The organism is Longimicrobiales bacterium, assembly GCA_028823235.1.
Classification (GTDB): Bacteria; Gemmatimonadota; Gemmatimonadetes; order Longimicrobiales; family Gaopeijiaceae; genus UBA2589.
Map to the genome: position 1 here is coordinate 68,214 of JAPKBW010000009.1, position 24,396 is coordinate 92,609.

At 62.3% G+C, this 24,396-nt stretch carries 19 protein-coding genes and 1 pseudogene; 5 read left to right on the forward strand and 15 right to left on the reverse strand.

Going from position 1 to position 24,396, the window contains the following annotated elements; genetic code table 11:
* Window positions 1-3 precede the first annotated feature (3 nt).
* Genes ruvA through OSA81_07100 form a run of 3 tightly spaced genes read right to left on the reverse strand, consistent with a single transcriptional unit; the run spans window position 4 to window position 1,886 of the window.
* Window positions 4-585, reverse strand: coding sequence for a Holliday junction branch migration protein RuvA (gene ruvA / locus OSA81_07090; GenBank protein MDE0898764.1), 582 nt, complete (start codon window positions 583-585; stop codon window positions 4-6).
* Window positions 582-1,091 carry a crossover junction endodeoxyribonuclease RuvC gene (ruvC, locus tag OSA81_07095; protein ID MDE0898765.1) on the reverse strand — a complete coding sequence of 170 codons (510 nt, stop codon included), beginning with the start codon at window positions 1,089-1,091 and terminating at the stop codon, window positions 582-584. Before ruvC ends, ruvA begins: the two co-directional genes overlap by 4 nt.
* Before the next feature lie 48 nt (window positions 1,092-1,139).
* Window positions 1,140-1,886: a YebC/PmpR family DNA-binding transcriptional regulator gene (locus OSA81_07100; protein ID MDE0898766.1), complete on the reverse strand. Its 747-nt coding sequence runs from the start codon at window positions 1,884-1,886 to the stop codon at window positions 1,140-1,142.
* Between the two features lie 192 nt (window positions 1,887-2,078).
* Between OSA81_07100 and OSA81_07105 the strand changes: the two are divergent.
* Window positions 2,079-2,195 (forward strand): annotated as a pseudogene (locus OSA81_07105) (type II secretion system protein).
* A 545-nt stretch (window positions 2,196-2,740) separates the two neighbouring features.
* On the opposite strand, the gene OSA81_07110 reads toward OSA81_07105, so the two are convergent.
* The 9 genes from OSA81_07110 to OSA81_07150 all read right to left on the reverse strand — a co-directional run bounded on the left by OSA81_07110 (window position 2,741) and on the right by OSA81_07150 (window position 17,104).
* On the reverse strand, window positions 2,741-4,117 hold the full coding sequence (locus OSA81_07110; protein ID MDE0898767.1) for a hypothetical protein: 1,377 nt from the start codon (window positions 4,115-4,117) through the stop codon (window positions 2,741-2,743).
* Window positions 4,118-4,236: 119 nt separating this feature from the next.
* On the reverse strand, window positions 4,237-5,841 hold the full coding sequence (locus OSA81_07115; protein ID MDE0898768.1) for an amidase: 1,605 nt from the start codon (window positions 5,839-5,841) through the stop codon (window positions 4,237-4,239).
* 1 nt (window position 5,842) lies between these two features.
* A complete protein-coding gene (locus tag OSA81_07120; GenBank protein ID MDE0898769.1) occupies window positions 5,843-7,525 on the reverse strand; it encodes an amidohydrolase in 1,683 nt (560 codons plus the stop codon).
* 59 nt (window positions 7,526-7,584) lie between these two features.
* On the reverse strand, window positions 7,585-9,258 hold the full coding sequence (locus tag OSA81_07125; GenBank protein MDE0898770.1) for an amidase: 1,674 nt from the start codon (window positions 9,256-9,258) through the stop codon (window positions 7,585-7,587).
* Window positions 9,259-9,424: 166 nt separating this feature from the next.
* A complete protein-coding gene (locus tag OSA81_07130) occupies window positions 9,425-10,513 on the reverse strand; it encodes a type III polyketide synthase (GenBank protein ID MDE0898771.1) in 1,089 nt (362 codons plus the stop codon).
* The gene (locus OSA81_07135) at window positions 10,510-11,700 is read right to left on the reverse strand and encodes an NAD(P)/FAD-dependent oxidoreductase (protein ID MDE0898772.1); all 1,191 of its coding nucleotides are present in this window, start codon (window positions 11,698-11,700) and stop codon (window positions 10,510-10,512) included. Before OSA81_07135 ends, OSA81_07130 begins: the two co-directional genes overlap by 4 nt.
* Window positions 11,697-12,368, reverse strand: coding sequence for a methyltransferase domain-containing protein (locus OSA81_07140; GenBank protein MDE0898773.1), 672 nt, complete (start codon window positions 12,366-12,368; stop codon window positions 11,697-11,699). The genes OSA81_07135 and OSA81_07140 overlap by 4 nt, the downstream gene beginning before the upstream one ends.
* An 83-nt stretch (window positions 12,369-12,451) precedes the next feature.
* On the reverse strand, window positions 12,452-14,110 hold the full coding sequence (locus tag OSA81_07145; GenBank protein ID MDE0898774.1) for an amidohydrolase: 1,659 nt from the start codon (window positions 14,108-14,110) through the stop codon (window positions 12,452-12,454).
* A gap of 153 nt (window positions 14,111-14,263) precedes the next feature.
* Window positions 14,264-17,104: a prolyl oligopeptidase family serine peptidase gene (locus OSA81_07150; protein MDE0898775.1), complete on the reverse strand. Its 2,841-nt coding sequence runs from the start codon at window positions 17,102-17,104 to the stop codon at window positions 14,264-14,266.
* A 139-nt stretch (window positions 17,105-17,243) separates the two neighbouring features.
* Here OSA81_07150 and OSA81_07155 point away from each other — a divergent pair, with 139 nt between their 5' ends.
* Window positions 17,244-19,199 (forward strand): PQQ-binding-like beta-propeller repeat protein, encoded by a 1,956-nt coding sequence (locus OSA81_07155; GenBank protein ID MDE0898776.1) that lies wholly within the window; start codon window positions 17,244-17,246, stop codon window positions 19,197-19,199.
* A 73-nt stretch (window positions 19,200-19,272) separates the two neighbouring features.
* Complete coding sequence (locus tag OSA81_07160; GenBank protein MDE0898777.1) at window positions 19,273-19,740, forward strand: cytochrome c; 468 nt, start codon at window positions 19,273-19,275, stop codon at window positions 19,738-19,740.
* 95 nt (window positions 19,741-19,835) lie between these two features.
* Here the strand turns inward: OSA81_07160 and OSA81_07165 are convergent, their stop codons facing one another.
* The 3 genes from OSA81_07165 to OSA81_07175 all read right to left on the reverse strand — a co-directional run bounded on the left by OSA81_07165 (window position 19,836) and on the right by OSA81_07175 (window position 23,340).
* Window positions 19,836-21,011: a membrane dipeptidase gene (locus OSA81_07165; protein ID MDE0898778.1), complete on the reverse strand. Its 1,176-nt coding sequence runs from the start codon at window positions 21,009-21,011 to the stop codon at window positions 19,836-19,838.
* 147 nt (window positions 21,012-21,158) lie between these two features.
* The gene (locus OSA81_07170; protein ID MDE0898779.1) at window positions 21,159-22,385 is read right to left on the reverse strand and encodes a pyridoxal phosphate-dependent aminotransferase family protein; all 1,227 of its coding nucleotides are present in this window, start codon (window positions 22,383-22,385) and stop codon (window positions 21,159-21,161) included.
* 13 nt (window positions 22,386-22,398) lie between these two features.
* Window positions 22,399-23,340, reverse strand: a complete 942-nt coding sequence (locus tag OSA81_07175; GenBank protein ID MDE0898780.1) for an NAD-dependent epimerase/dehydratase family protein — start codon at window positions 23,338-23,340, stop codon at window positions 22,399-22,401.
* 199 nt (window positions 23,341-23,539) lie between these two features.
* Between OSA81_07175 and OSA81_07180 the strand changes: the two genes are divergently transcribed.
* Both OSA81_07180 and OSA81_07185 read left to right on the forward strand, forming a co-directional pair.
* A complete protein-coding gene (locus tag OSA81_07180; GenBank protein MDE0898781.1) occupies window positions 23,540-24,022 on the forward strand; it encodes a hypothetical protein in 483 nt (160 codons plus the stop codon).
* 52 nt (window positions 24,023-24,074) lie between these two features.
* Window positions 24,075-24,272 (forward strand): hypothetical protein, encoded by a 198-nt coding sequence (locus OSA81_07185; GenBank protein ID MDE0898782.1) that lies wholly within the window; start codon window positions 24,075-24,077, stop codon window positions 24,270-24,272.
* The last annotated feature ends 124 nt before the right edge of the window (window positions 24,273-24,396 follow it).

The window sequence follows — 24,396 nt, forward strand, 5'->3', positions numbered from 1 at the left end:
ACCTTACCCCGCCAATGCCCGGCGGATCAACTCCTCCGTGGAGTCGGGCACCCCTGCCTCGAGTACTGCCCGGACGGCATGGTCGGCATCGCCGAACGTGAGGCCGAGAGCGACCAGCGCCTGTACGGCCTCCTGGGCTCCTGTTGATTCACGCGGCCCGGTGGGTGTCACGATCGCGAGATCGGCAACCTTATCAGCAAGATCGAGGGCGATCTTCTCGGCCTTCTTCTTCCCGATTCCGCTGACCTGCTGCAGCGCGACCGTGTCTTTCTCCATCAGAGCTCGGGCTAGGCGCTCGGCCGGATACGTCGACATCATCGCAAGGGCGACCTTCGCTCCCACGCCAGAGGCGGTAAGGAGGCGCTTGAACAGCGTCCGCTCGTTCTCGTCAATGAAGCCGTAGAGGGCGACGGAATTATCGGTTACGACTTGGAGTGTCCGCAACTCTAAAACGCCTCCAGGTGACGGGAGACGCTGGAGGACAGTCAACGGCACTTCCACTTCGTAGACGACCCCCCCGGTGGTCTCGACCTCGACACGATCGGTCTCCAGCGAGAGTAACGTTCCCCGCAATCTCGAGATCATCGGGGAAAGCTCCCCATGAGCGCGTGGCATAATGCGGCCGCGACACCGTCGGCCGCATCGGCCGGCTTCGGAGCCTCTAGGAGTCTCAACTGCTGTTTCACCATGAAGGCGACCTGATCCTTTGAAGCGTTGCCGTGACCTGCGACGGCTTTCTTGATCTGGCGAGGCGCGTACTCGGCAATGATAAGGTCGCTGTGCGCCGCGGCGAGAAGAATCGCTCCCCGAGCATGGCCGAGCTTGAGCGCACTCTGGGCGTTCTTCCCGTGGAAAACATCCTCGACGGAGACCCTTGCCGGCTCATGGCGTTCGATAATGGCCACGATGGAGTCGTAAATTTCCCTGATGCGGATCGCGAGCGGCTCTCGAGGCGTCGTCCTGATCACACCACACTCGACGAGCGTCACACCCGCATCTGAAGCCCGTCGCACAACCCCGTACCCTGTGGCCGCGGTCCCCGGGTCGATTCCGAGAATCAGAACGCCTTCAGCCGCCGGCGAGCTATCCATGGCCCAGTCTCCGGGGTCCGCCTCGGGAAAAGATCGCCAAGCCTTCTATCACATCGCCTCAGCGAGAACCGCGTCGTCGATATCCCCGTTGGAGTGGACCTTCTGCACATCGTCGAGGTCGTCGAGCATCTCCATGAGTCGGAGCAGTTTTTCCGCGTCCTTTCCAGCAACCTCGACTTCGTTCTTGGCGACACGCGTCAGCTCCGCCGAGGACGCCTCGATCCCGGCATCCTTTAGTGCACCCTGAACGCCTGCGAATTCGGCAGGCTCCGCGGTGACCACGAATTCCTCGCCGTCCCCTGCCACGTCCTCCGCCCCAGCCTCTATCGCTGCCTCGAATACCGCGTCCTCCGTGTACTTCGTCGCATCGATGACGATCTGACCCTTTCGGTCGAACTGCCAAGCAACGGAGCCGTCCGTCCCGAGACTGCCATCGCACTTATTGAGCGCATGGCGCACGTCGGCGACGCTCCGATTCGTGTTGTCCGTCAGGCATTCGATGAACAGGGCCACGCCACCGGGGCCGTATCCCTCGTACGTGATCTCTTCGTAGCTGATGCCCTCGAGTTCACCGGTACCCTTCTTGATGGCGCGATCGATGTTCTCCTGAGGCATCGAGTTTCCCTTCGACGTCTCTACAGCGAGTCGGAGTCGGGAATTGAACTCGACGCTTCCTCCACCTTCTTTCGCAGCGACAGTGATCTCTCGAATGAGCTTGGTGAAGAGCGCGCCGCGCTTAGCGTCATTGACGCCCTTCTTGCGCTTGATCTTCGACCACTTGTTATGGCCAGCCACTGGATGCCTCCGGTGCTTCGAATGATATCGGAATGGGAAACTACGGGTTCGACATGGATCCGATCAATTGGGATTGCCCGACCGGCCCTAAGAAAGTGCCTGCGGCTTAGGCGGCTCCTGTCTAGCGTTCGTTACCGTAGGTGGAGTCTTCCCTAGCGTTCAATTCAGTCGCCAAAGATCGGCAAGATAAAAATGAGGGAACCAAAGGAGACGGGATTTACGCTGATTGAGCTACTCATCGTTGTTGTGATCATTGGGATTCTGGCCGCCATCGCGATTCCAAAGTTCTCAAGCATGCGCGCGAAGTCATATATCGCGGCAGTCACGGCAGACCTGAAGAACTTTGCGACCCTGCAGGAGATCTATCTGAGCGACCAGCACACGTACGCTCCAGATATCGTGAGCCTGGAAATGTCGGTCAGCCCCGCCGTCACGATCACCGTGAACACGGCCACCAGAACGGGCTGGGCCGCAACGGGCACACACACGGGGCTTGCCGGACAGTTTTGCAGGATCTACTACGGCGACGCTGACGCCATCGGCGCGAATCCAGCAGCTTTCCCTAGAGCCATGGCGTGCAACTAGTCGGCCGGGTCAGCTAGCCCCGTCCTTCAGATTGTACGGCCGTTGGCACCTCGCATCAGGGGCGCAGCGAGTCGACGCCATGCCAACGCGAAACCGGACTACACGAGCACGACCGAGAGGAGTGTCACCAAGCCGGCGACGGTCTGCCCCACCAGTCCGAAGTACTCCCCGGCGTGAGCAAATCGGAGGAATGTCCGGAATCGCCGCCGCGGTAGGTCCGAGCCAGCGATCTGATTGGTTTCCGATGTGGCTCGTGTTCGGTTGGACCCCTACCTGCGGTAGCCACTGTAGCCACCACCGCCGGTGTTATTGAAGCGGTTGTTCACGACGTTGTTGAAGATCGATCCAAACTGGATCGAAAAACCGACCGACAACCCATAATTGAAGTCCGTTCCGCGTTGCTGCAGGCGTAGAAGGGCTTCTTCGTCAGTGGCACCATTGGCCGAGAGATAAATCTGATCTTGGACCCAAGCTATGTTGCTCCGGGCATTCACACTGAATCCGCGCATGATCCGGAAGTCGATATCACCCCGGAGCGAGACGTTGTAGAGGTTGGTGTCATGGAGGTAGTGGGATCCCGACACCGTGACACCCGCATCTCCCCACGTCTGGCGCTGCGACAGCTCAATTTCGAGTGCCTGCTCCCATCGGGTCTCGTCCAGTTCCCCAAACACAGTCTCTTCGTGGTAGTCCCGAAACGCTGGGCCGACCTTGTAGAAGAACGTGAACGACTTCCGGGTCGCCTCTCCATACGGGAAGACGCTGAATTCGACCGCAGGCGTGACCTCCCAACGGAAGTCCTGGTTCACGCGGGTCATTCGAGCCACCTGGCCCTGCACGCCGACCGACCAGTGCTCAGCGAGCGAATACACGACGAGGGGATTGAAGCCCCAGTCGACCCGTGAGTCGTTGAAGGTCCCGTCATCGAGCTCAAATTCCTGACGGCTGTAATTCACGTTGCCGTTGAACCGCATCTTCCAGGTCGGAGTTACCCGAGACGCGTTGAAGCTTCCGTTCAGCCGCTCGGTCTTTCGTGTCTCTTCGCCATCGAGATTCCCGCTGCCATTGAGCCGGAAGACCCAGAGATTCCACGGGTCGTCGACTTCCTCCTGGGAGACGACACGTCCCCCGCTCCGGCTACCACCTCCGGCACCAGGGCCAGACAGAGCCACGATGTCACGGTATCCCGCGACGCTTGCGAAGCGAGCGAGTCCGACGCCGAGCGCATGCGTGATTCCGTCCAACCGCTCTCGATCCGTATCAGTCGGGAGCGATTGGTACCGCATGACATCGAGATACCCGTCCTGGGTACCCCTGCCGATGAAGTCGAGCTGATACTCCCTCCCGCCCGCCCCTGTCGTCGTGCTCGCCATGATGACATGCACATCAGAAACCTCCTGATCGTTCACCCAATTCACCCAGGTGATCTCGGTCCGGTAGTACTGCGAGTTGCAGTCCCGTCCATCGCAATCAAAGAAGATCTGGGGTGGTGACGCGTTCTGGCCGGAGAGCGCTGTCGAGCCGCCATCGACGGCTACTAATGCTGCGATCGCGAACACGACTGAGAAGAGCGCAGATCCAATTGTCTGACCGACTCCACCATGGGACGGACTACAGCAGATAAGGCCTTTAGGTGTAGAGGGCATGCGCACCAGAGCAGGTCGGTGTGTTGATGTCGGTCGTGCACACGACACCAGACCACGAATTTTAGTTGAGAAGGACCGAAGGCTTCGCAAGCAAGACAGGTGACGAAACGAAGGTAACGTCAGCCGCCCGGTTTCACGGTGAGCGTTGGCGCCCGCCTGGCCTCCGTGGCCTGCTCCAGCGCGAAGGCGAAGGCCAGAAGCTCGGCTTCGCTCCACATATCCCCAATGAACGCCAGCACGAAAGGAGTCCCATCTTCGAAGTAGCTGTAGGGCAAGGTCACCGTCGGTACGCCCAGGTCGTTGATGATGTTGCTCGGGATCTCGGCCCAGTTGTTGGGGGTGTAGTCCGGTCGTTCAGGATCTTCGACGACGGGTCGATTCGGGGTCCCCGACTGAGGGAAGAAGAGGCCATCGAGATCGTTCTCTTCCAAAACTGAACGGAAGAGATTCCGGGTCTTGTAGCGCCACGCCTGATACGCGTCACCCTGCTCCGTCGCACTGGGGCGCGCCGGAGATGGCGGCCCGTTACCGCCTCGGCCCTGTCCGCGGCTGTAGACCTCACCGCTGAGCATCTCCCACTCCTGGATGGAGGTGAAAGGAGCGCCTGACCCGAGTCCTTGCAAATACACGAACATGTCGTGAGTGCCCTGCGTGGGAACGTTCGTTCGCTCGCCGTAGACCTCCTTGAAGTCGCTATCTGCGAACGGGTCTTCAACGACCACTGCACCCAAACTCTGGAGCATGGTTACGGCATCATCGTAGGCGGTTTGGCTCAGCGGATCGAGTGGCAGAAAGTCGTCGCGCCAGCCAGTGCCAACGAGGCCAAAGCGCTTACCCTCGAGCGACGCCTGTCCCAAGGCCGCCACATATCCGCCCTCCGGCATGTGCCCTTGTGAAGCAAAGGTCGCGAGGTCTTCGGTGGTCGGTCCTGCGAGAATGTCCAGTGTGATTGCCGCATCCATTACCGTCTTCGCGATCGGCCCTACCACATCAACGTAGGTACCGCTCAGCGGTACAACCCCCTCGATCGGGACAAGTCCGTATGTGGGCTTCACACCTACCAGTCCCTGAGCAGATGCCGGGTTCTGAATGGAGCCACCCGTCTCCGTCCCCAGCCCGAGCACCGCAAAGCTCCCGTTTACAGCCGTCGCCGTCCCCCCGCTCGACCCGCCCGGCACCTTGTCGACGTTGTATGGGTTGAGCGTCATGCCGGCGACAGTGCTGTTGGTCCGCGTGCCGTGGCCGGCGAAATCGGGAAGGTTGGTCTTGCCGAGAATGATCGCCCCGGCGGCACGCAGTCGCGTGACCACGGCTGCGTCATCGTCTGGCACCATATCCACGCCACCCATCCGGCTGCTGAAACCCTCCCAGCCCGCCGTGGTCACGAGTCCGCCATAGTCGATGTTGTCCTTGATGACGACCGGCACACCGTGCAGAGGGCCTCGCGGCCCAGAACCGGCATACTCCACATCGAGCGCTTCAGCGATCGACAGCGCGTCGGGATTCATCGAAATGAAGGCGTTGTAATACCCCTCGTAGGCAGTGATGCGAGAGAGGAACGCCCGTGTGAGTTCGACAGCCGTGAAGGCGCCCGAGGCATAACCTTCCTGGACGTCTTCGACTGTGAGCTCGACGACGTTGATCTCCTGAGAAACTGCCTGAACCGGCGAGAGCGTCGCGGCCGCCATGGCGACCGCGAGCGCTCCACACCTGATAAGACTCAAACTATTTGCCACCCGGACCCCGCTCGCCTGAACCGGGGATCACGCCATCTACCTCAGGCTGAGCTTCATCATCCTCGGAAACCGGACGTGTCCTGATCGTCGGGTACTCGATTCCGAGTTGCTCGAGATACGTGTCGAACTTCGAGGCGTCGTAGTAGAACGGGCGCATCCGTTCGCGCCATGCACCCATGATGCCCTCGTTCAGCCAGATCGCGGGCTGATCCGTCTCAGCGATGAAGGGGATGTACTCCGTATCGACGGTCTGGACGTCGTTGAAGTACGCCCACGCTGCCTCGACTGTCTCGCCATCGAGGAACAGATCCAGGAGCGTCAGCGCCTGTGCCTGCGCACCAGCGACGCCGCCCTTGTGCGCGATCGGGGTCGCCATCGCGATGCCATTCGCCCAGTTGTGCCCGGGACCGCCTCGCATGTTCGACGGATAGCCCATGGTCACGGTCGGCATATTCCAAGAAATGTCGCCGATGTCGTCTGACCCACCACCGAGAGACAGGGACAGATCGACCGGCCCCCTCAGCTCACCGACAATCGTGTCGAGTCCGGTCACCTCGACATTCATCTCTGCCTGGAATGCCTCGGCGAACCGAACGTCGTCCGCGTCCCAGTCGGGCATGCCGACTCTCTCAATGTTTGCGTAGGTGGCTTCTGCGACTGGCTTACTGAAGTGCCTGCCCCACGCGGACCCGACCGTCATGATCGTGTCGATGGTGGTACCCGTCATCAGTGCTGCGCCCTGAGCCATCAGCGCGGCAGCGTCGTACTGCTCTTTCGTCAGATCATAATCCCGCTCGCGAAAGTAGAACCAGATCGTGGCCGTCTGGGGCACGACATTCGGCTGATCGCCACCCTCGACGATGATGTAGTGCGAGCGGGCTGCCGGGCGCAGGTGCTCACGCTTGAACTCCCAGGCCGAAGCCATCAGCATGACCGCATCGAGCGCGGAGCGGCCTCGCCACGGCGAGCCAGCCGAGTGCGCGGTCTCACCTGTGAATCGGTATTGAACGGACCAGAGCGCGTTGCCGCCGGCCTGCCCCCAGCCCACGCCAAAGCCGCTGCTGACGTGGGTGAAGAGGTTCACGTCGACGTCGTCGAAGACACCCTCACGCACGAAGAACGCCTTGGAGGCGACCTGCTCCTCTGCAACGCCCGGCCAGAGCAGGAGCGATCCGTTGATATTTTCTCGCTCCATGATCTCTTTCACGGCGAGGGCGCCCACGATATTAACGGCCTGACCCGAGTTGTGGCCTTCGCCGTGCCCCGGAGCCATTCCAAGGATCGGATCGCGATACGCCACGCCGGGCTTCTGATTTGACTGGGGAATCCCGTCGACATCAGAACCCAGCGCGATCACCGGCTCGCCCGTCCCGTTGGACCAGCGGGCGGTCCAGGCCGACGGCATGCCTGCGACACCAAGCTCGATGTCGAAGCCTTCGTCTTCCAGAAGTCCGGTGAGGTATGCCTGAGTCTCGAACTCCTGCATGCCGAGCTCGGCGAACGAGAAGAGATGGTCGATGATCTCTTGGACGAGCTTTGCATTGTCCTGAACCATCTCCATCGCCTCGTCCTTCAGGTCGTCGAGACGAGGATCCGCCTGAGCATCCACGTTCAGGGGGAGAAGGGTCAGGCCGAGTAGCGCGGCGGCGAGACGAAGGATCGATGAACGCATGAGACGGTCTCCGGTGTTCAGCTGGTGCAGCTTGATGAAACAGAAAGAGATAGGTCGTTCTACTGGTCGAGTGCTGGCCGACGCTTGTGCCAGTCGGTGCTTTTCTGGAATGCGTGCGCCAGATTCAGAATCTTGTCATCGGCGAAAAGGTCGCCCAGGATCGTCGTGGTCAACGGCATGGTGGTCGGACTGTCTGCTTCCGCATCGCGAACGCCGAAGCCGTACTGGACAATCGCAGCCGGGTGTCCGGTCTGGTTGGTGAGCCCGACTTCTCCTCGCCCTGACACGAACATGTCGAAGCCGTCCATGGCGGCCTGCACCTCTTTCATGAGAATCAGCCGACGGCGCTGACTCTGGACATAGTCGAGAGCGAGCGTGGCTCGCCCCCTGCGGAATCGACCCCGCCGCCGAGCCTCACGCGATTCGAGGCCGTCAGGGATGAGCTCGGGCTCGACCCCATCAGGTGCGACATGGAAATCGAAGGCCGCGGAGGACTCGACTCCCAGCGAGTTCGAACTGCCTTGCGGCATCTCGTTCATCTCGCGTAGCTCGACCCCCATGTCTTGAAGCTGTTGGAGGAATTCCTCAGGCGCGTCCTCGTCGTATCCGATTCGGTACGTGCTTAGATCGGCGTCCGGATCAAAAGCAAACGGCGCTGTCATCGATGCGGGATCGTTCTCGCTCGCGCCGTGCAACTCGTTGAAGACGATCGCGCAGTCCTCAATGTTGCGACACATGGGGCCAGCCTTGTCCATGCTCCACGAAAGCACCATCCCACCGTAGCGGCTGACGCGTCCGAAGGTGGGCCGGAGGGCCGACAATCCATTTCGCCGTGCGGGTGAGACGATCGATCCCTGGGTCTCCGTCCCGATGGCAAACGCGACCGTCGCCGCCGCCGTTGCCGACCCCGGACCCGCTGACGAGCCACTAGAGCCTTCTTCCGGATTCCACGGGTTCCTGGTCTGGCCACGGAACCAGCGGTCGCCGGAAGCGAACTCACCCGTCGCCAGCTTGGCGATGAGAACGGCTCCTTTCTCGCGGAGCTTCACCACGATGTCCGCGTCCTCATCAATCATCCGATCGGCAAACGCATCGGAGCCCCAGGTGGTGCGTGTGCCAGCCACCATGAAGAGGTCCTTCACGCCGTACGGAATGCCGTGTAGCGGGCCGCGGTTGTTCCCATTTCGCAGATCCAGGTCGGCCTGCTGCGCCTCTTCCATGGCCCGGTCTTCGAGAATCGACACAGCGCAAAGCAACACCGGGTCATACCGCTTCATGCGTTCGAGGTAGATCTCGGTGAGCTCGACCGATGACATGTGACCGCCCTGAATGAGGGCTGAGAGACGATGCACCGGGAGAAACGCGACATCCGCCGCGTCACCCGGAACCGCTCCTCGCCACGGCTCGATCGGAATCACGTGTCGTGCGAACGGATCGATGCCCTCGTCGTGCCACTTCTGGTACAAAGCGCCGGTTCCACCCGGATAAGCCTGGTAGACCGACGCAGGATGCTCACCGTTCCCGAGCGGCACGGGGGGAGGCCCCTCTTGCGACTGCTCTGCGATGGCTCGGACCAAGGCCGATGCCCGTACGGGGTCGGTCTCGCGAGCGAGCAACTCGGTGGGGGACACGACCCCCGCCAGGGCAGATGCGGCCGCGGCCTTCAAGAAAGAGCGGCGCTCGAGCTTCTCAAGTCGCTTCAAGAGATCTGTCGTGGTCCGGTGAGCGCCCATAAGTCTTCCTCTGGTGTGTCTCCTGGGCTGAGGATGCCGGGCCATGGGTGACCCGGCAAGATCAGCGTCCTAAGATAAGGATCTTCGCGAACACGACGACGTGAACCGGGGCGAACGGAAACGGGACAAAAATGGGACCGAACGCATACTTGGTCTCGCCGAAGCCCTACAGAAAGAGGGTAGCCTCGACCGCGAGGCCGGGGCCGAACGCAAGCGAGACACAGGGAAGGTCGGCACCCTCAGTACGCATTCGGTCGATAATAAAGAGGATGGTCGGGGACGACATGTTTCCGTTCTCGGCCAGAACCGATCGCGACACCGAGGTGTGGTCGCGGGACAGTCCCAGGGCGGTCTGCACCGACGTGAGAATCCTCGGACCGCCCGGATGTACCGCCCATGACGCGATGTCAGCGATCGCCAACCCGTGCTCACCAAGCCACTGAGCGAGCCACGACTTCAGATTGGCCTCGATGAGGATCGGAACCTGCGCCGAGAGCGTCATCCGGAAGCCGTGGTCGCCGACACGCCACGACATCGCGTCCTCGGAATCCGCCATGAGAAAAGTACCCGTGGCCCGGACTCGCCACGGATCGTCGGTATCAGTCGACCGTCCCACCAGGGCCGCCGCGCCATCCCCGAACAAAGCGTTGGCAACCAGCATGTCCGGGTCCCACCCGTAGGCGAAATGGAGCGTACACAGCTCGACCGCGCACAGAAGAGGCACGGCATCAGGGTCAGCCTCGACGAACGAACGCGCCGCGCGAAGGCCGTTCAGGGCGCCGTGACAACCCATGAACCCGACATTTGTGCGCTCGGCTGTTCGGGAGAGACCCAGTTGGTCGACCAATGCGGTGTCGACGCCCGGTGACACAAAACCGGTGCATGACACCGTGATCAGGTGAGTGATCTCCTCGGGTCGGGTGTCACTCGCGAGCAGCGCCCTCCCGGCGGCCGCAACGGCCAGCCCAGGCGCCGCAGTCTCGTAAACGCCCATTCGGGCCGACGTCGAAGGGCCGCAGTCCTGCTCGTCACGTGCATGCGGATAGAAACTGAGGCGCTCCTCGAGTGGCCCCTCGGACGCACGCAAAAGGACCGACCGTCGGGTCTTGATCCCGGACCGGCGATAGAGCGCGCGGAGGACGCGAGCGCGTTTGTCGTCGACGACTCCGAAGCTTCGCTGCAGGTCGACGGCCTGCGCCTGGGTGATGCTGTGTTCAGGTACTGCTGTTCCGATTCCATCGATTCGCATCATCATTGAGCCACTCCATGAGGCGTGGGACGAGCGCTGCGAGACCCCGCACGAACCAAGAGACGGGCGAGACCGGGCTGCGCCGCCAGCACACGGATCGCTGCGCGTGTCCAGGCCGGGCGCCGCAGGGCTTTAGCCATTCCTCTGCAGAACCACTGGGCACGCCCCACCCCCCTCCGATGCACTCTTGTCCATTCACGGCCCAGGCGATCGTCCCATCGCTCGACCGCGCTGGCGACATAGGGGGCCGAGTCGACCGCGGAAGCGAGCGCCCACCCCATCCCTTCTCCCGTGAAAGGCTCGACATATCCCGCTGCGTCTCCGATCCGAAACAGTCGTGGACTGGCGATCTCGAAGCTGCCGCGCGTAAGCAACGGCGTCCCTCGCCAGCCGGCGGACGGCCGTGCGCTGAGGGCAGGGAATCCGCTCTGCGCGAGGATTCCGTTAACGACCTCGGCCGGTGCGCGGCCGGTCTTCGCTCCGATCGCGGCGCCCACCGTGAGAGAGCCATCCTCATCGAGAACAAGCCCGACATACCCTTCTTTGCCGATGACCATATGCAGATTTCCAGGCAGGATCTCAAACGGGATTTGGTCGAACACCGCACCGACCCCCATGAAGGAGCCCGACGCTACCACGGGCCGGGCGGAGTCGAGCGTTCCCGCGAGCCCGGTGGCATCGACCACCACACGAGCACCAACAGTCGAGCACTCACCAGCCGTCCGCAGAGTGAGAGCGAGCCGTCCGGGCTCGTGTTCGAGTCTGATAGCTCCGGGAGCGGCACTCCGCTGATCCTGCGACGACACCACAGAGGCGGAGGTCCCTGGGCGAAAGTCCGCACCGGCCTCGACGGCTTCGGCCACAAGCGCGGTGTCCAGTGCTCGGCGAGACAGAGCCACGTTCCCATCGAGTGTTATGGTCGCATGCGAGCCGCTACTGCTCAGACGCAGAGTCGCGAGCGGAACCGCCCCGAGGTGTTCAGGGAGTTCTCCTAAGCCCACCGACCGCAGTACATCTTGTCCTGCGGGTCCCAAGCAGGCACCGCACACCTTCCAGCGCGGGAACGGGTCACGGTCCACCAGGAGGACTGACGCGCCGTTCGTGGCTGCCTGCCGGGCGGCCAGACTTCCTGCCGGCCCCGCGCCAACGACGACGACGTCCCACTCCTCGACCACTGGTTCTAGGGCTGTCACGGGCGGCGCCACCGAATCGTGAAGCGCTGCGGCCACCCCGTGTCGACCTTCGCACCGGAGAGGCCCGCATCCTCGCAGATTTTGCGAATCTCACCCATTGAAAAAGCGCCGAAAACAGAGCGCAGTCCGTCCGTTCGAGCGACGTCGGATCGGGTCAGCGTGTGCAGCCCCACCCAGGCAAACAGATAGCCGAGGCGCGTCCGCCGGAGATCCTGAATAAGAACTGATCGAGTTGTGGCCGCGGCCATCCGATTGAGGAGTGAGACCGCGTCTACCCGCGAGAGGTGATGCAGGAAGAGCGACGAAGTGATGAGGCAATAGCCCTCGGGGAGATCACCTTCCAACGCGTCGAGTTTAAAGAGGTCGACAGAATCCGCGAGCCCTGCATCACCGATGGTCCGACGCCCCTCCTCGAGAGCCACCGAACTGATGTCGCAGCCGCGAAGCTCAACCGAGATCCCGGAGCCCGCAGCCCGCCGTGCGACGTCCCGGAGGACATCACCACCACCGCACGCCACATCGAGAACGCGCACGGTCTCATTCCGCTCGGCGTAGAGCCTTTGGACTTCGTGCCAGACACGCAGGCCCCCGAACGAGACCCAGTTGATCCGTTCGAGGGCTTGGAGTGCCTCGAGGTGTCTGCCCCGGTCAAGACCGGGATCATCCATGAGCTCCGGCTGTCGGTCTCGTGACGAAATATCGACAACGGCAGTGCTCAGGAGCAAACTACCTTACGCTCACCCGTGTCACTTCATCCGCCCGGACGCGATGCGTCCGGAGCGGCCTCCGCGCCATCCTCGCTGACGGGCTGTGTGCGCAGCGTCGGGTACTCGATGCCAAGCTGCTCCAGATAGGTGTCGAACTGGTCCGGGTTGTAGTAGTACGGTCGCATGATCTCCCGCCACGAATTCATGAGATCTTCGTTGAGGAAGATCGCGGGCTTGTCGTCCGGCGTGATGAATGGCGTGTACGTGGTCTCCACCGTCTGCACGTCGTTGAAATAGTCCCACGCCGATTCGACCGTCTCCCCGTCGAGAAAGAGGTCGAGAAGCGTCAGTGCCTGCACTTGGGCGCCTGCCAGCGATCCCTTGTGCGCGATCGGCGTTGCCATCGCGATTCCGTTCGCCCAGTTGTGCCCCGGGCCACCCGGCATGTTTGCCGGATATCGCATCGTTACGGTAGGCATGTTCCACGACACGTCGCCGATGTCGTCCGACCCGCCACCGAGAGAGCGGGAGAGGTCAACGGGGCCGTTCAGCGATCCGATCTCACTTGGCATCCCCCGCTCTTCCTGACCGAGCTCTCGCTGTAGGCCTTTGGCGAGGTTGTGATCGTCCTTCGTCCACTCAGGCAGACCTACACGCTCGATGTTGGCGTAGGAAACCTCAGCAACCGGCCGGCTCATGTGCCGGCTCCATGCCGATCCGACGGTCATGATCGTGTCGACCTGAGTCCCCGTCATGAGTGCGGCGCCTTCGGCCATGAGCTTCGCAGCGTTGTACGACTCCATGACGAGGTCGTAATTGATCTCACGGAAGTAGAACCAGATCGTCGCCAGCTGCGGTACAACGTTCGGCTGATCACCACCGTCGACGATGATGTAGTGCGAGCGCTCCGCCGGACGAAGATGCTCGCGCTTGAACTCCCAGGCCTGCGCCATCAGCATGATCGCGTCGAGCGCCGACCGACCGCGCCACGGGGAACCGGCGGAATGAGCGGTTTCGCCCACGAAGCGGAACTGAGCAGAGACGAGTGCGTTTCCACCGCCTTGCCCCCAAGCCATCCCGAAGTTCGACGAGACGTGTGTGAAGAGGTTCACATCAACCCCGTCGAATACTCCGTCCCGGACAAAGAACGCCTTCGAGCCGAGCTGCTCCTCCGCGATCCCCGGCCACATGAGCAGGGTCCCGTCGATGTTCTCCCGCTCCATCAACTCCTTCACGTTCAGCGCGGCCACGATGTTCACGGCCTGTCCCGAGTTGTGCCCTTCGCCATGCCCCGGCGCCATCGACAGAATCGGATCCCTGTAGCCAACACCCGGCTTCTGGTTCGACTGCGGAATTCCGTCGACATCGGAACCCATTGCGATGACGGGAGAGCCGGTACCGTTCGCCCATCGAGCCGTCCATGCCGAGGGCATGCCCGCGACGCCGAGTTCAATCTCGAAGCCGGCCTCCTCGAGGATGCCCGTCAGGTAGCGCTGCGTCTCGAATTCCTGAAAGCCGAGCTCGCCGAAGCTGAAGAGCATGTCCACGATCTCCTGGACCTGCTTCGCATCCTCTTCGACCATCTGGAGAACTTCGTCCTTGAGGTCGGGAAGGCGGTTGTCGGCCTGCGCAGAGGCCTGAATCGGAACCAAGAATCCGAGAAGCGCTGCGACTGGCAGCACGCGTCGTAGGAGCGAGCGCATGAGAGTCTCTCCAGAAAGAACAAACGATGTGGCGAAAGCGGAAGCGGCAGAATGGGAACCGCGGGAGAGACGGACAAGTGCCCCCACCCAAGGTCCGGGCATCCGCACCGGCTCAGACGGTCGAGGCCAGAGTCATCCGGACGCGGCCCTCGGTCATCCGCCGATCCGCTTCGCCCGTTCCGTCCACGTCTCACCGTCAGTGATCCACGCGGGGGCGGGGTCGCCTCTGAGGTGGTGACCGAACCACTCTAGGATGCGCCGGTGGTAGTCGACCTGTTGCGTTTCCTCGCTGAGCCCGTGGTCCGCACCCGGGTAGACCAGCAAGACCACCTCCTTCCCTGCCCGGCGAGCGTAGTTGTAGAACTCCAGGCCTTGGTAAAAATCGACCACCCCGTCAGCGTCGCCGTGCATGAGCATCATCGGGGTGTTGAGATCCATGATGAAATTCGCCGGAGAGCTTTCGAGATGACCCTTGAGGTCCTCCCAGTACGGCGACGCCATGCGGGCCTGACCGGTCTCCCAGTGGCCAACCTCGGGAAGGCCTCCGTTCCAGTGCACTGCACCCATGAAGCTCATGAAGTTGGTGATCGCCGCGCCGGCAACGGACGCAGCAAAACGATCGGTGCGGGTCGGCAGATACGACGCCTGGTAGCCTCCCCATGAATGTCCAATGAGCCCCATCCCGTCCGCATCGACGTGTCCCGTGGCGACCGCAGCATCGAGAGCATGCTCGACCGCATCGAGAGCAGACGGCCCCGGGCGCCCCGGCTCGTAGACGATGTCGGGCATCAGGACGAAGTACCCCTCCTGAGACCACGCCTGATAGTTGTAGTAGTCGCGCTCCCCCGGGACGTCGTAGCTGTGGAGGTTGTCGGACAGTCGTTCATACTGGTAGAGAATCAGCGGGTACTGCCGGCCTTCCTGGAAGTCGGCCGGATAGACCAGAATCGCCTGCAGGTCGTGACCTGCGTCCGTGGTGTAGTCGAGCAGCTCGGAGCGTCCCCACGCGAAGTCGGCCTGGAACGGATTCGTCTGCGTCACCTGAGTGAGGTCAGAGAGATCGTCTCCTCCGACGAAAACGTCCGGAGAATCCTCCCACCGTTCCATCCGAAGAGCGAAACGATCCGAGTTGCGCGCCTTTCGGAACCCCGTCACCCGGGCGTCCATCGAAATCCGGGCTCGCTCCTGTCCTGAGTCGGTAGTCCTCACATATCCGGACGCCTTGGTGGTCAGGTGTCGAACGGAGAGCCACAGATCGTCATCGCTGTCGAGCAGGGCCGGTCCGAATGCCGACTGATCCGGGTCGATATTGGCAACGCGATACTGCTCTCCGGCTGACGCGCCGTCGGTAACCTGTGAAAGAGCGCCGTCGCTGAGGTCTGCCCGCCAGACGTCGTGCTTGTCGTAAAGGAGCGCCCACTCACCATCGGAGGACCACCCGCCGACACCCCACGTCGGACGCGAGCCGGGGTAGTCGTAGTCCGAAAGCGACTGGGTGAAACTGCGCCCGTCACCGAGGACCGCTCGTTTGAGGTTCGACATGTCAATCGCAGTCCAGCGTTCGTCCTTGTACACGAGGACGTGCGAGAGGTCGGCATGCGACTGAGCACCGAAGTCGACGCGGTCTGCGATCGCTATCCGCTCTCCGGTCTCTACGTCCACGCGATACCAGTCAGCGGTGCCCGCTCCGAAGCGTCGCTCGAAGAGGTATGGGTCGTAGTCGCCAACGAGGCCCCACTGACCCCCTGCAACGATTCGGACCGATTCTTCCAGGTCGTCGCCCAGCACGACCAGCCGATCCTCATCCAGATTCCAGGCGGCAAGGTTCGTCTGACGAGAGATCTGGCCGGACCGGTACTCCTGTGCCCTCAGAACCTGATCGTCATCCCAGTGCCAGACCTGAACGTCTGCGGGTCCCACTTCGTCCTTAGTGTCGTCGTGATCTTCGTCCTCGGAGTCCTGGGCTTCCCCCTCCGAGTCATCATCACCTGACTCCTGGTCCTCATCGGCGTCGCCTGAGCCCTCCCAGGGCCGGAGGCCCACGAACACTGTGCGGCCCGATTCGCTGAAGCGGAGGCCAGAGTAGTCCGTGATGCGTGTATCTGCAGGGATGCCCGCGTGTTCGATCGCATCGAGCGCCTGCACGGAGGAGGAGGAGCGCACATCGTCCCAGACCAGCAGATCGTGGGAGACTTCCTCATAGTCGTCGCGCTCAACCGAACGAAGGACACCCAGCTGGCTGGATTCGTCCCGCCATGCGAGCGCGGCATACTCCGCGTCTCCCGAGTCGAGTGTGCGGAGCGTGCCTGCCTCAGGATCGAACAGAACAACACCGTTCGATGAACCCCAGGCGGTCTTCAACGTGGCGGCGAGCAGCATCCCCTCGTCCTGCCAACTGAAGAGGTCGACGTTGCCGATGACGGTGTGCTCACCCGTCATCGGATCCATCACGATCAGGTTCCCACCTACTGAGTCCGCGCTGGGCACACCCCTGGCTGCCAGCCATGTGCCGTCATCACGAAACGCGAACGAACTGATGTCAAACAGGACCGTATCGGTCGCGCTCTCGAGGTTCACGAGCCCGAGTCGATCCTCAATCGGGTCCTCGGCGGCCTCGCTTTCGTCCTGTGAGACCCCCTTCCGGTAGGCGAGCCACCGTCCGTCCGCACTGAAAAACGGGGTGCGCCCGTGTGGGAGAACGATCGCTGTCCCGGCGCCGCTGACCGGTGCCAGACGCAACTCGCTGCTCCCGTCCACTCTCGTGATCGTCGAGACGAGCCAGTCTCCGAGAGGATCGAGTTCGAAAGCTCCGAGGCGCTCGAACTGACCGTAGGCATCGGGTGTGAGCGTGGGCTGCTGGGCTTCGAGAAGTCCCGGGACGCAGAGCGTACAGAGCATTCCGACGACGCCCACCCTCCACCAGACACCAACTTCCTTCCGGCCTTCCTGCATGCGAACTCCCTCGTACAATTTGACGGACACCAGCAAGGGCATGAGGATGTCCGCCGTTCAGAGCCGGGGCAACTTGGGCAACCGACCCCTCGTCGACCCGCCCGCCGTCCTCACCGGCGTTTGCGGGGCAAGGAGTCCCCGAGGCATGTTGGCGCCCCGCCCTGAAGTTTGGAGATTTCCATTGACTCGATTCGCACCCCTCGCGCTCACAGTGGCGTCAATCGTCCTGGCCTCAACGGCCTGTACTGATGCTTCAACACACGGCATCGACCCCGGCGACTGGCCCCACTACGCCCGAGACCTCGCAGCGACGAAGTACAGCCCACTCGATCAAATCGACGCCACCAACGTTGGTGACCTCGAAGTTGCCTGGACGTGGGAGTCGGCCGACTATCGAATGGCCGGGGAGCACGAGGGGACGTCCGTAAATCCGAACTTTCAGGCGACGCCGATCAAAATCGGAAACCGTCTATACACGTCTACCAATCTCGGACAGGCTTTGGCCCTCGACCCGACAACGGGTGAAGAGGTCTGGCGCTACGACCCATACGCGGCAGGCCTTCGCGACACCCCAACCGGTCGCTCTAACCGCGGGGTCGGTTACTGGAGCGATGGTCAGGGCGAGCGAATCTTCGTCGGCTCAGGTGAGCACCTCGTGTCCATCGATGCTGTCACAGGACAGCCAGACCCGAACTTCGGGTCTGCAGGAGCCGTGAACCTGGCGGACGACCCGGACCCTCGCGTGCTCACCTATCAGTGGTCATCGGCGCCCCTTGTGGTCCGCGACGTGGTGATCGTCGGAGCGACTGCGATGGTCCCCAACCGGAACTGGACGACTGCCCCTCCCGGGTACGTCCGGGCGTACGATGTGCGCACCGGAGAGCTGCGGTGGCGCTTCAACCCGATTCCGGAAGCCGGTGACCCCGGAGTCAGCACGTGGGCAGACTCGTCATGGGCCTACAGCGGCAACGGAAACGTCTGGACGCTAATGAGCGCAGATGAGGAGCTCGGTCACGTCTACCTCCCGCTCAAGACCACAACGAACGACTGGTACGGCGGAGCGAGGCCAGGAGACAACCTCTATGGCGAATCGGTCGTAGCAGTCGATGTCGATACGGGTGAGCGAGTCTGGCACTATCAGATGGTCCGGCACGGCATCTGGGACTATGACCCGCCGGCGGCACCGAACGTCATGGACGTCGTGGTCGACGGGCAGCCTGTGAAGGCAGTCGTTCAGGTGACGAAGCAGGCGTTCGTGTTTGCGTTCAATCGCGAGACGGGTGAGCCGCTGTGGCCGATCGAGGATCGTGCCGTACCTCCGTCCCCGGTGCCGGGAGAAGTCGCTGCCACGACGCAGCCCTTCCCCACCCATCCGGCCCCGTTCGACCTCCAGGGCATCACGACCGACGACCTCATCGACTTCACGCCCGAGTTGCGGGCCGAAGCTGAAGGCATCCTCGAGGACTTCGTCTACGGTGAAATGTTCACGCCACCGACGGTGAAGGGTGTCGATGGAAAACTCGGCACGATCCTCCTGCCCGGTTGGGTGGGAGGGGCGAACTGGGGCGGCGCCGCCGTGGATCCGGAGACGGGACGGCTCTTCGTTCCTTCAGTCACCTCGCCGAACGTGACCGCGCTGGTTCCCCCGCCCCTACCAGACAGCTCCGACCATCGATACATCCGCGGGCTTCCGCGCGAGGTTCCGATGCCGGGCGGCTTGCCACTCCTCAAGCCACCCTACGGGCGCGTCACCGCCATCGATATGAATTCAGGTGACCACCTCTGGATGCAGGCGAATGGACCAGGCCCTATCGACCACCCTGCGATCGCTCACCTCGACCTGCCGTGGCTCGGTCAGCGTGGTCGGCCGGCGCCGATGCTCACGAGCACCCTACTCTTCCTCGGCGAAGGCACCGAGGACGCGCTGTCGATTCTCCCGATCGCCGGCGGCAAGGCGTTCCGGGCGTGGGACAAGAACACCGGCAAGGTCGTCTGGGAGATGGATCTGCCAGCCGGCACCTCAGGAGCTCCAATGACGTACCTGTCGGACGGCAGGCAATTCATCGTCGTAGCGATCGGCGATCGGAACACATCCGGCCGCCTGATCGCGCTCGCGCTGCCGCCAAGCGCTCGCTAAGGTGGCAATCCGTACTTATACCTGCACCGTCTGACCGCCCGGAGAATCGAGCCCTCAACCACGGAGGAAAGCCGTGAAGCATCCGTCACAGAAGATTTTCGTCGGACTGGCCCTGGCCATGAGCCTCGGCATCGCTCCGCCTATGCAGGTAGCCGCGCAAGACGCCTCACCCGTTGTGCAGTATCGCCAATCGCTCATGGGATCGTTCCGGACCCACATGGGCGGTGTGCGCGCCGCAATGGGGGAGGCCGCACCGATGGGGCACGCCGAGCATCACGCTGTCGCCTTCGAGCGGATGGCTCAGGCCCTTGCCAACGCATTCCCGGAAGGCACCGCTGAGCCGGGCTCGAGAGCTCTGCCAGCCATCTGGGAGAACCGTGACGACTTCATGGACAAGGTTACGGACATCCAGAATGCTACTGCGCGACTCGTGACCGCTGCGCGATCGGGAGATGTCGAAGCGATCGGCGCCGCGTTGCAGGGCGTCCAAGCTACATGTGGCGGCTGTCACACGTCCTACCGGGGGCCCGCCGCGAGCTAGTACGCTGTGGCCTCGCCCGGGAGCACTCGTAGAAAGTTCTCTGCTGTCACCGAACCGGAGAGGACTTCCTCGTAGCCGCAGGCGACGGTGGGTGGCTACATCCCCTGCCAGATCTCACCGAGCACACGCTGGAAGTTCGCACCCAGAATTCCGCGAATGTGGTCATCCGTGTACCCCCGTCGGATCAGGCCGTCCGTGACGTCGAACATCCGCTTAGGGTGAGCGATCGCATCGATATCGATCTTGTCTCTGAACCCGTAGGACCCCTTGTAGCCTGACTTTAGGCTCTCGTACTCGTCGGCTGGCATATCATCGTAGCCATGCAAGTCGATATCCGAACCCAGCCCGAGATGCTCGACCCCGATGAGATCGCGAACGTGATCGAAGTGGTCGAGGAAGTGCTCGACCGTGGTGGGCTCCTGATCAGAGACGAACATTCGGACCCCAGTGATCCCCATAACGCCACCGGTCTGCGCCATTCGCAGAATCGCCTCGTCCGTTTTGCAGCGGGGGTGTCCCGGGTTGAGGACACGTGCGTTGGAATGCGTATAGAGCACCGGAGCCCGAGAGACGTCACAGGCGTCCAGTGTGGTCTGGTCGCCCGAGTGCGACACGTCGACGACCATACCGACCCTGTTCATTTCCTCGACGATCGCGACCCCGAAGTCGCTGATGCCTCCGTCGACCCGCTCGGTCGAGCCGTTGCCGATCATGTTGCGGTCGTTGTAGGTCAACTGACTCACACGCTGGCCTAGCCCGTGAAATGTCTCGACGTCTGCCGGCGATCGGAAATGGGTGGAATTTTGAAGGCCGATCAAAATCCCAGCCCGGCCCGACCCGTGAACGGCCAAGAGATCCTCAACGGAATCGATCCGAACAAACACGTCCGGGCGATTCGCGATGATCGCGTTGAACGACCCTACGAAGGCGAGGACGTTCTGGTACGCCTGTTCCGCTGTCGCACCGCCTACACCGCGTGCGATATGAAACACGTCGATTCCCGATTGACGGAACTCTTCGACGTCCGTCTCCGTCATGCCGGAAAAATCCACTCCCCATCGCTGTCGTCGTTCACCATTCAACGTCGTCAGTCCCAGCATGTCGATGACGAGCGAATCGTTTACTAGATCCACGCACCTACGTGTGTACTCCTGAGCGCTCGCCGCGAAAAGTCGATATCGGCCCATGTTCACAAAGGGGGCAGCGACCGCAGCAGCAGCCACACCAACGCCGCTTCGGATGAGTGTCCTGCGAGTGATCAAATCAGACATGGATCGGCCCTCCCGGCCTTGTCAACATCATGGGTCGGCGCTCGAGCCGGGTCCCCTGCCTTAACGATTGCGAAGGCCATCACGGCCAGTATGAAGCGAATCGTAGACTTGTCGTGCGTAGAGCGGCACCCCCGGCAGGCACCATCTCTAGGCTACGTACGCCTCAAGCATATTCAGGACCTCATCGATGTCCGACTCGGTGTGGTCCGCATTGATCTGTGTGCGAATCTCTTCGTCGCCTTTCGGCACAACCGGAAAGGCAAGGCCCGTAACCAGCACGCCATTTTCGTACAGGTGTCGCACAAGGTCGTGGGTCTTCTGAGTGTCACGAATCATGAGCGGTACGACCGGATGCTCACCAGGGATCGTCTCGATGCCAATCCGGCCAAGCCCGTCTTGGAAGCGCTTCGTCAGCGCCCGCAAATTGTCGAGCAGCGCCTCGCCCTCGGCACTCGCAACCAATCGTATCGAGGCGAGCGCGGCAGCAGCCTCACCCACCGTGATCGGGTTCGAATAGATATACATCTGTGACGACTCACGAAGGAAATTGATCGTGGCATCATTCGCGACAACATATCCGCCATTAACCCCAAACGCCTTGCCCAACGTACCGACGAGAATGTCGGCCGGTGAGCAGTTCGTGTATTCCTCCGTACCTCGTCCGGTCTTCCCGAAGCCCCCAACGCCGTGTGAGTCATCCACAATGCATACCGCGTTCTCTTCGTAGCCAGCATCGTGCTTCGCACAAAGCGCCATAACCTCGTCGAGCGGCGCATGGTCTCCGCGCATGGAGAAAATGCCGTCGGTAACCACCAGGGCACGTCTTGCCTTGCCCTTCCACTTCTCTAGGGCGGCATCGAGCTGCGCCATGTCATTGTGGGCGTAGATCGCCTTGCCCGCGGGACGAGACAGCCGCATCGCACTGATGATGCAGTTGTGGTTCAACTCGTCTGAAATGAGGACGGTGTCCGGCGTGACCAGCGGCGTGATGGTTGAGACGATCGTCGCATAGGCGGATGAGAAAATCATCCCGGCATCGCGGCCATGGAACGCGGCCAACTCCCTCTCGAGCGTCACGTGCGCTTGGTAACTCCCGGAAATGAACCGCACCGCCCCAGGCCCCGCACCGAATTCAGCGGTCGCCCTTTCCTCGGCGGCGACAACGGCGGGATGCAGGCCAAGTCCAAGGTAGGAATTGGAGTTCATTCTCATGAACTCCTTGTCACCTTCGCCCTCGAGGAGAAAGCGTGGCCCGCGCTCACCTTCAGCACGCCGCACTCCGGTGACGACGGTTTCCGCACCCTTCGCGGTCCCCGCCTCGTGGAGCCCTGAAACGTGATCTTCGAGAACCGTGGTCAGGCGATCGACCGGCATGAGCTACTCCGTGCTATTCTGCGGTGAGATGTGAAAACATGTCCGCCGTCATCGCAGCGGCATCATACGAAGGACTCCAGCCCCACTCTTCGCGAGCGGCAGTGTCCTCAATCCGGTCAGGCCAGGAATCGGCGATCGTCTGACGGACCGGGTCCACATCGTAGTCGATGGCGAAGTCGGGATAGTGCTTGCGGATCTCTGATGAGAGGCCCTCCGGAGTCAGCTGCATACCCGTGACGTTGAACGCGTTGCGATGGATCAGCCGGTCCGGGTCGGCTTCCATGATGCCAATGAGGGCGTCGATGGCATCCGGCATGTACATCATGTCCAGCTGCGACTCCGGACCCAAGAAGCAGGTATAAGAGCCTTTCTCGACGGCCTGATAGAAAATGTCGACAGCCCAGTCGGTGGTGCCTCCTCCGGGAGGAGCCCCATAGGAAATAAGCCCCGGGAAGCGAACGCCCCGCGTGTCCACACCGAATCGCGTGTGGTAGTAATCACAGAGCAGCTCGCCAGCGACCTTCGTGACGCCATACATCGTGGCGGGGCGCATGAGCGTGTCCTGCGGGGTGGAATCCTTAGGGGTACTTGGGCCGAATACCCCAATCGAACTCGGAGTGAACACCGCGCAATCCTGCTCTCGCGCAACTTCTAAGACCGCTTCCAGACTGGACATATTCACGTGCCAAGCGAGGCGCGGGTCACGCTCGCCGATCGCCGAGAGAATCGCCGCGAGGTGGTATACGGTATCGGCGCCGTGCCGCGTTACCGTCTCCCCAATCGCCTTGGCGTCCGTGGCGTCGAGCACCTGAAACGGCCCTGCGTCTATCACCTCGGAGGCCAGGTGCCGGACATCTGTCGCCATGACCGCCGATTCGCCGTACAGCTTGCGCAAGCGGGGGACCAGCCATGAGCCGATCTGCCCTCCGGCTCCAGTAACGAGTATTCGCTTCAACGTGTGTGCCTTTCCGCGATGCGTTTTCGGGTCGAACCCGCTCGGCGGTTCACGCGCGAGGGTCCGAAGCGGTCCGAATGTACAAGGGAGAGCCCGACTTCGTCGAATGGACGCTAAGAGCCACGTTACCTTTTCGCCGATCGCACCGTCTCTACATCGAATGCGCCGCTGAAGGGACACTCAACCATGGAGACATCCGATGAAGAACGTGCGACAGTCCCCGCTTCCTGCTCTTCTCGTCGCCTTGGCCAGGCCCGTACCGCGCTGGGCGCGTCCGCGGCGATTTTCCCTCGTCGTTGCTAGCACCGATGCCATTCAACGCGGAGTCCCGACGGAGGCGCTCAGGTCTCTGCCCCGCGATCGCCCCCGGTCTCCAGTAGCGCTGGTGGTGCTCGCCGAACTCATGGAGATGGCGCGCTGGCGGACACGTCAGTCCATGGACCAAAGAATGCAGGACGGCCGGATGCTCGATATCCCGGCCCGGGTCCGACGCCTGATCCGCGACGGCGTCCCGCCCCACGAGGTGATGGATCAAGTTCGGCGCGCGATGCAGAGAGATCGCGGCCGACACTATGGCCCCGCGCTCCCCGTCAGTGACCGACCCATTTCTGATGGACGCCTCCGGGACGGGATCCGTCGGATCGGCTGCCCCTCCATGCGGGCCCTCCAGAGCCCCGTTTGATCGCTCCGCGGCTGAGGTTGGGCTTCTTGCGACCTCACTTGGAGTTTGACCCATGATGCCCATTCACGGATCCGTCCAGCGCTCGCTCGCCACAGCTGCTTTCTTGTCGTTGGCGGCCGCCACAGCCGCCTCGGCTCAGAACGCCGACGTCCTGCACGCCTCCGCAGATGAGCTGGCTGCTACGATGACTGGGCAGGTCGTGGAATGGCGTCGGAATATCCACTCCCATCCAGGAGGGCATGTACGATGACGTCCCGAGAGAGCCACCCCATAAACTCCGCCGTTTTCGGGACCGCCACGGATACCGGTCCGACCTCCACAAGCGCATTAGCCAGGTCCACGACCGCCTTCTCTGTCCCCCCACCCGGCGGAGG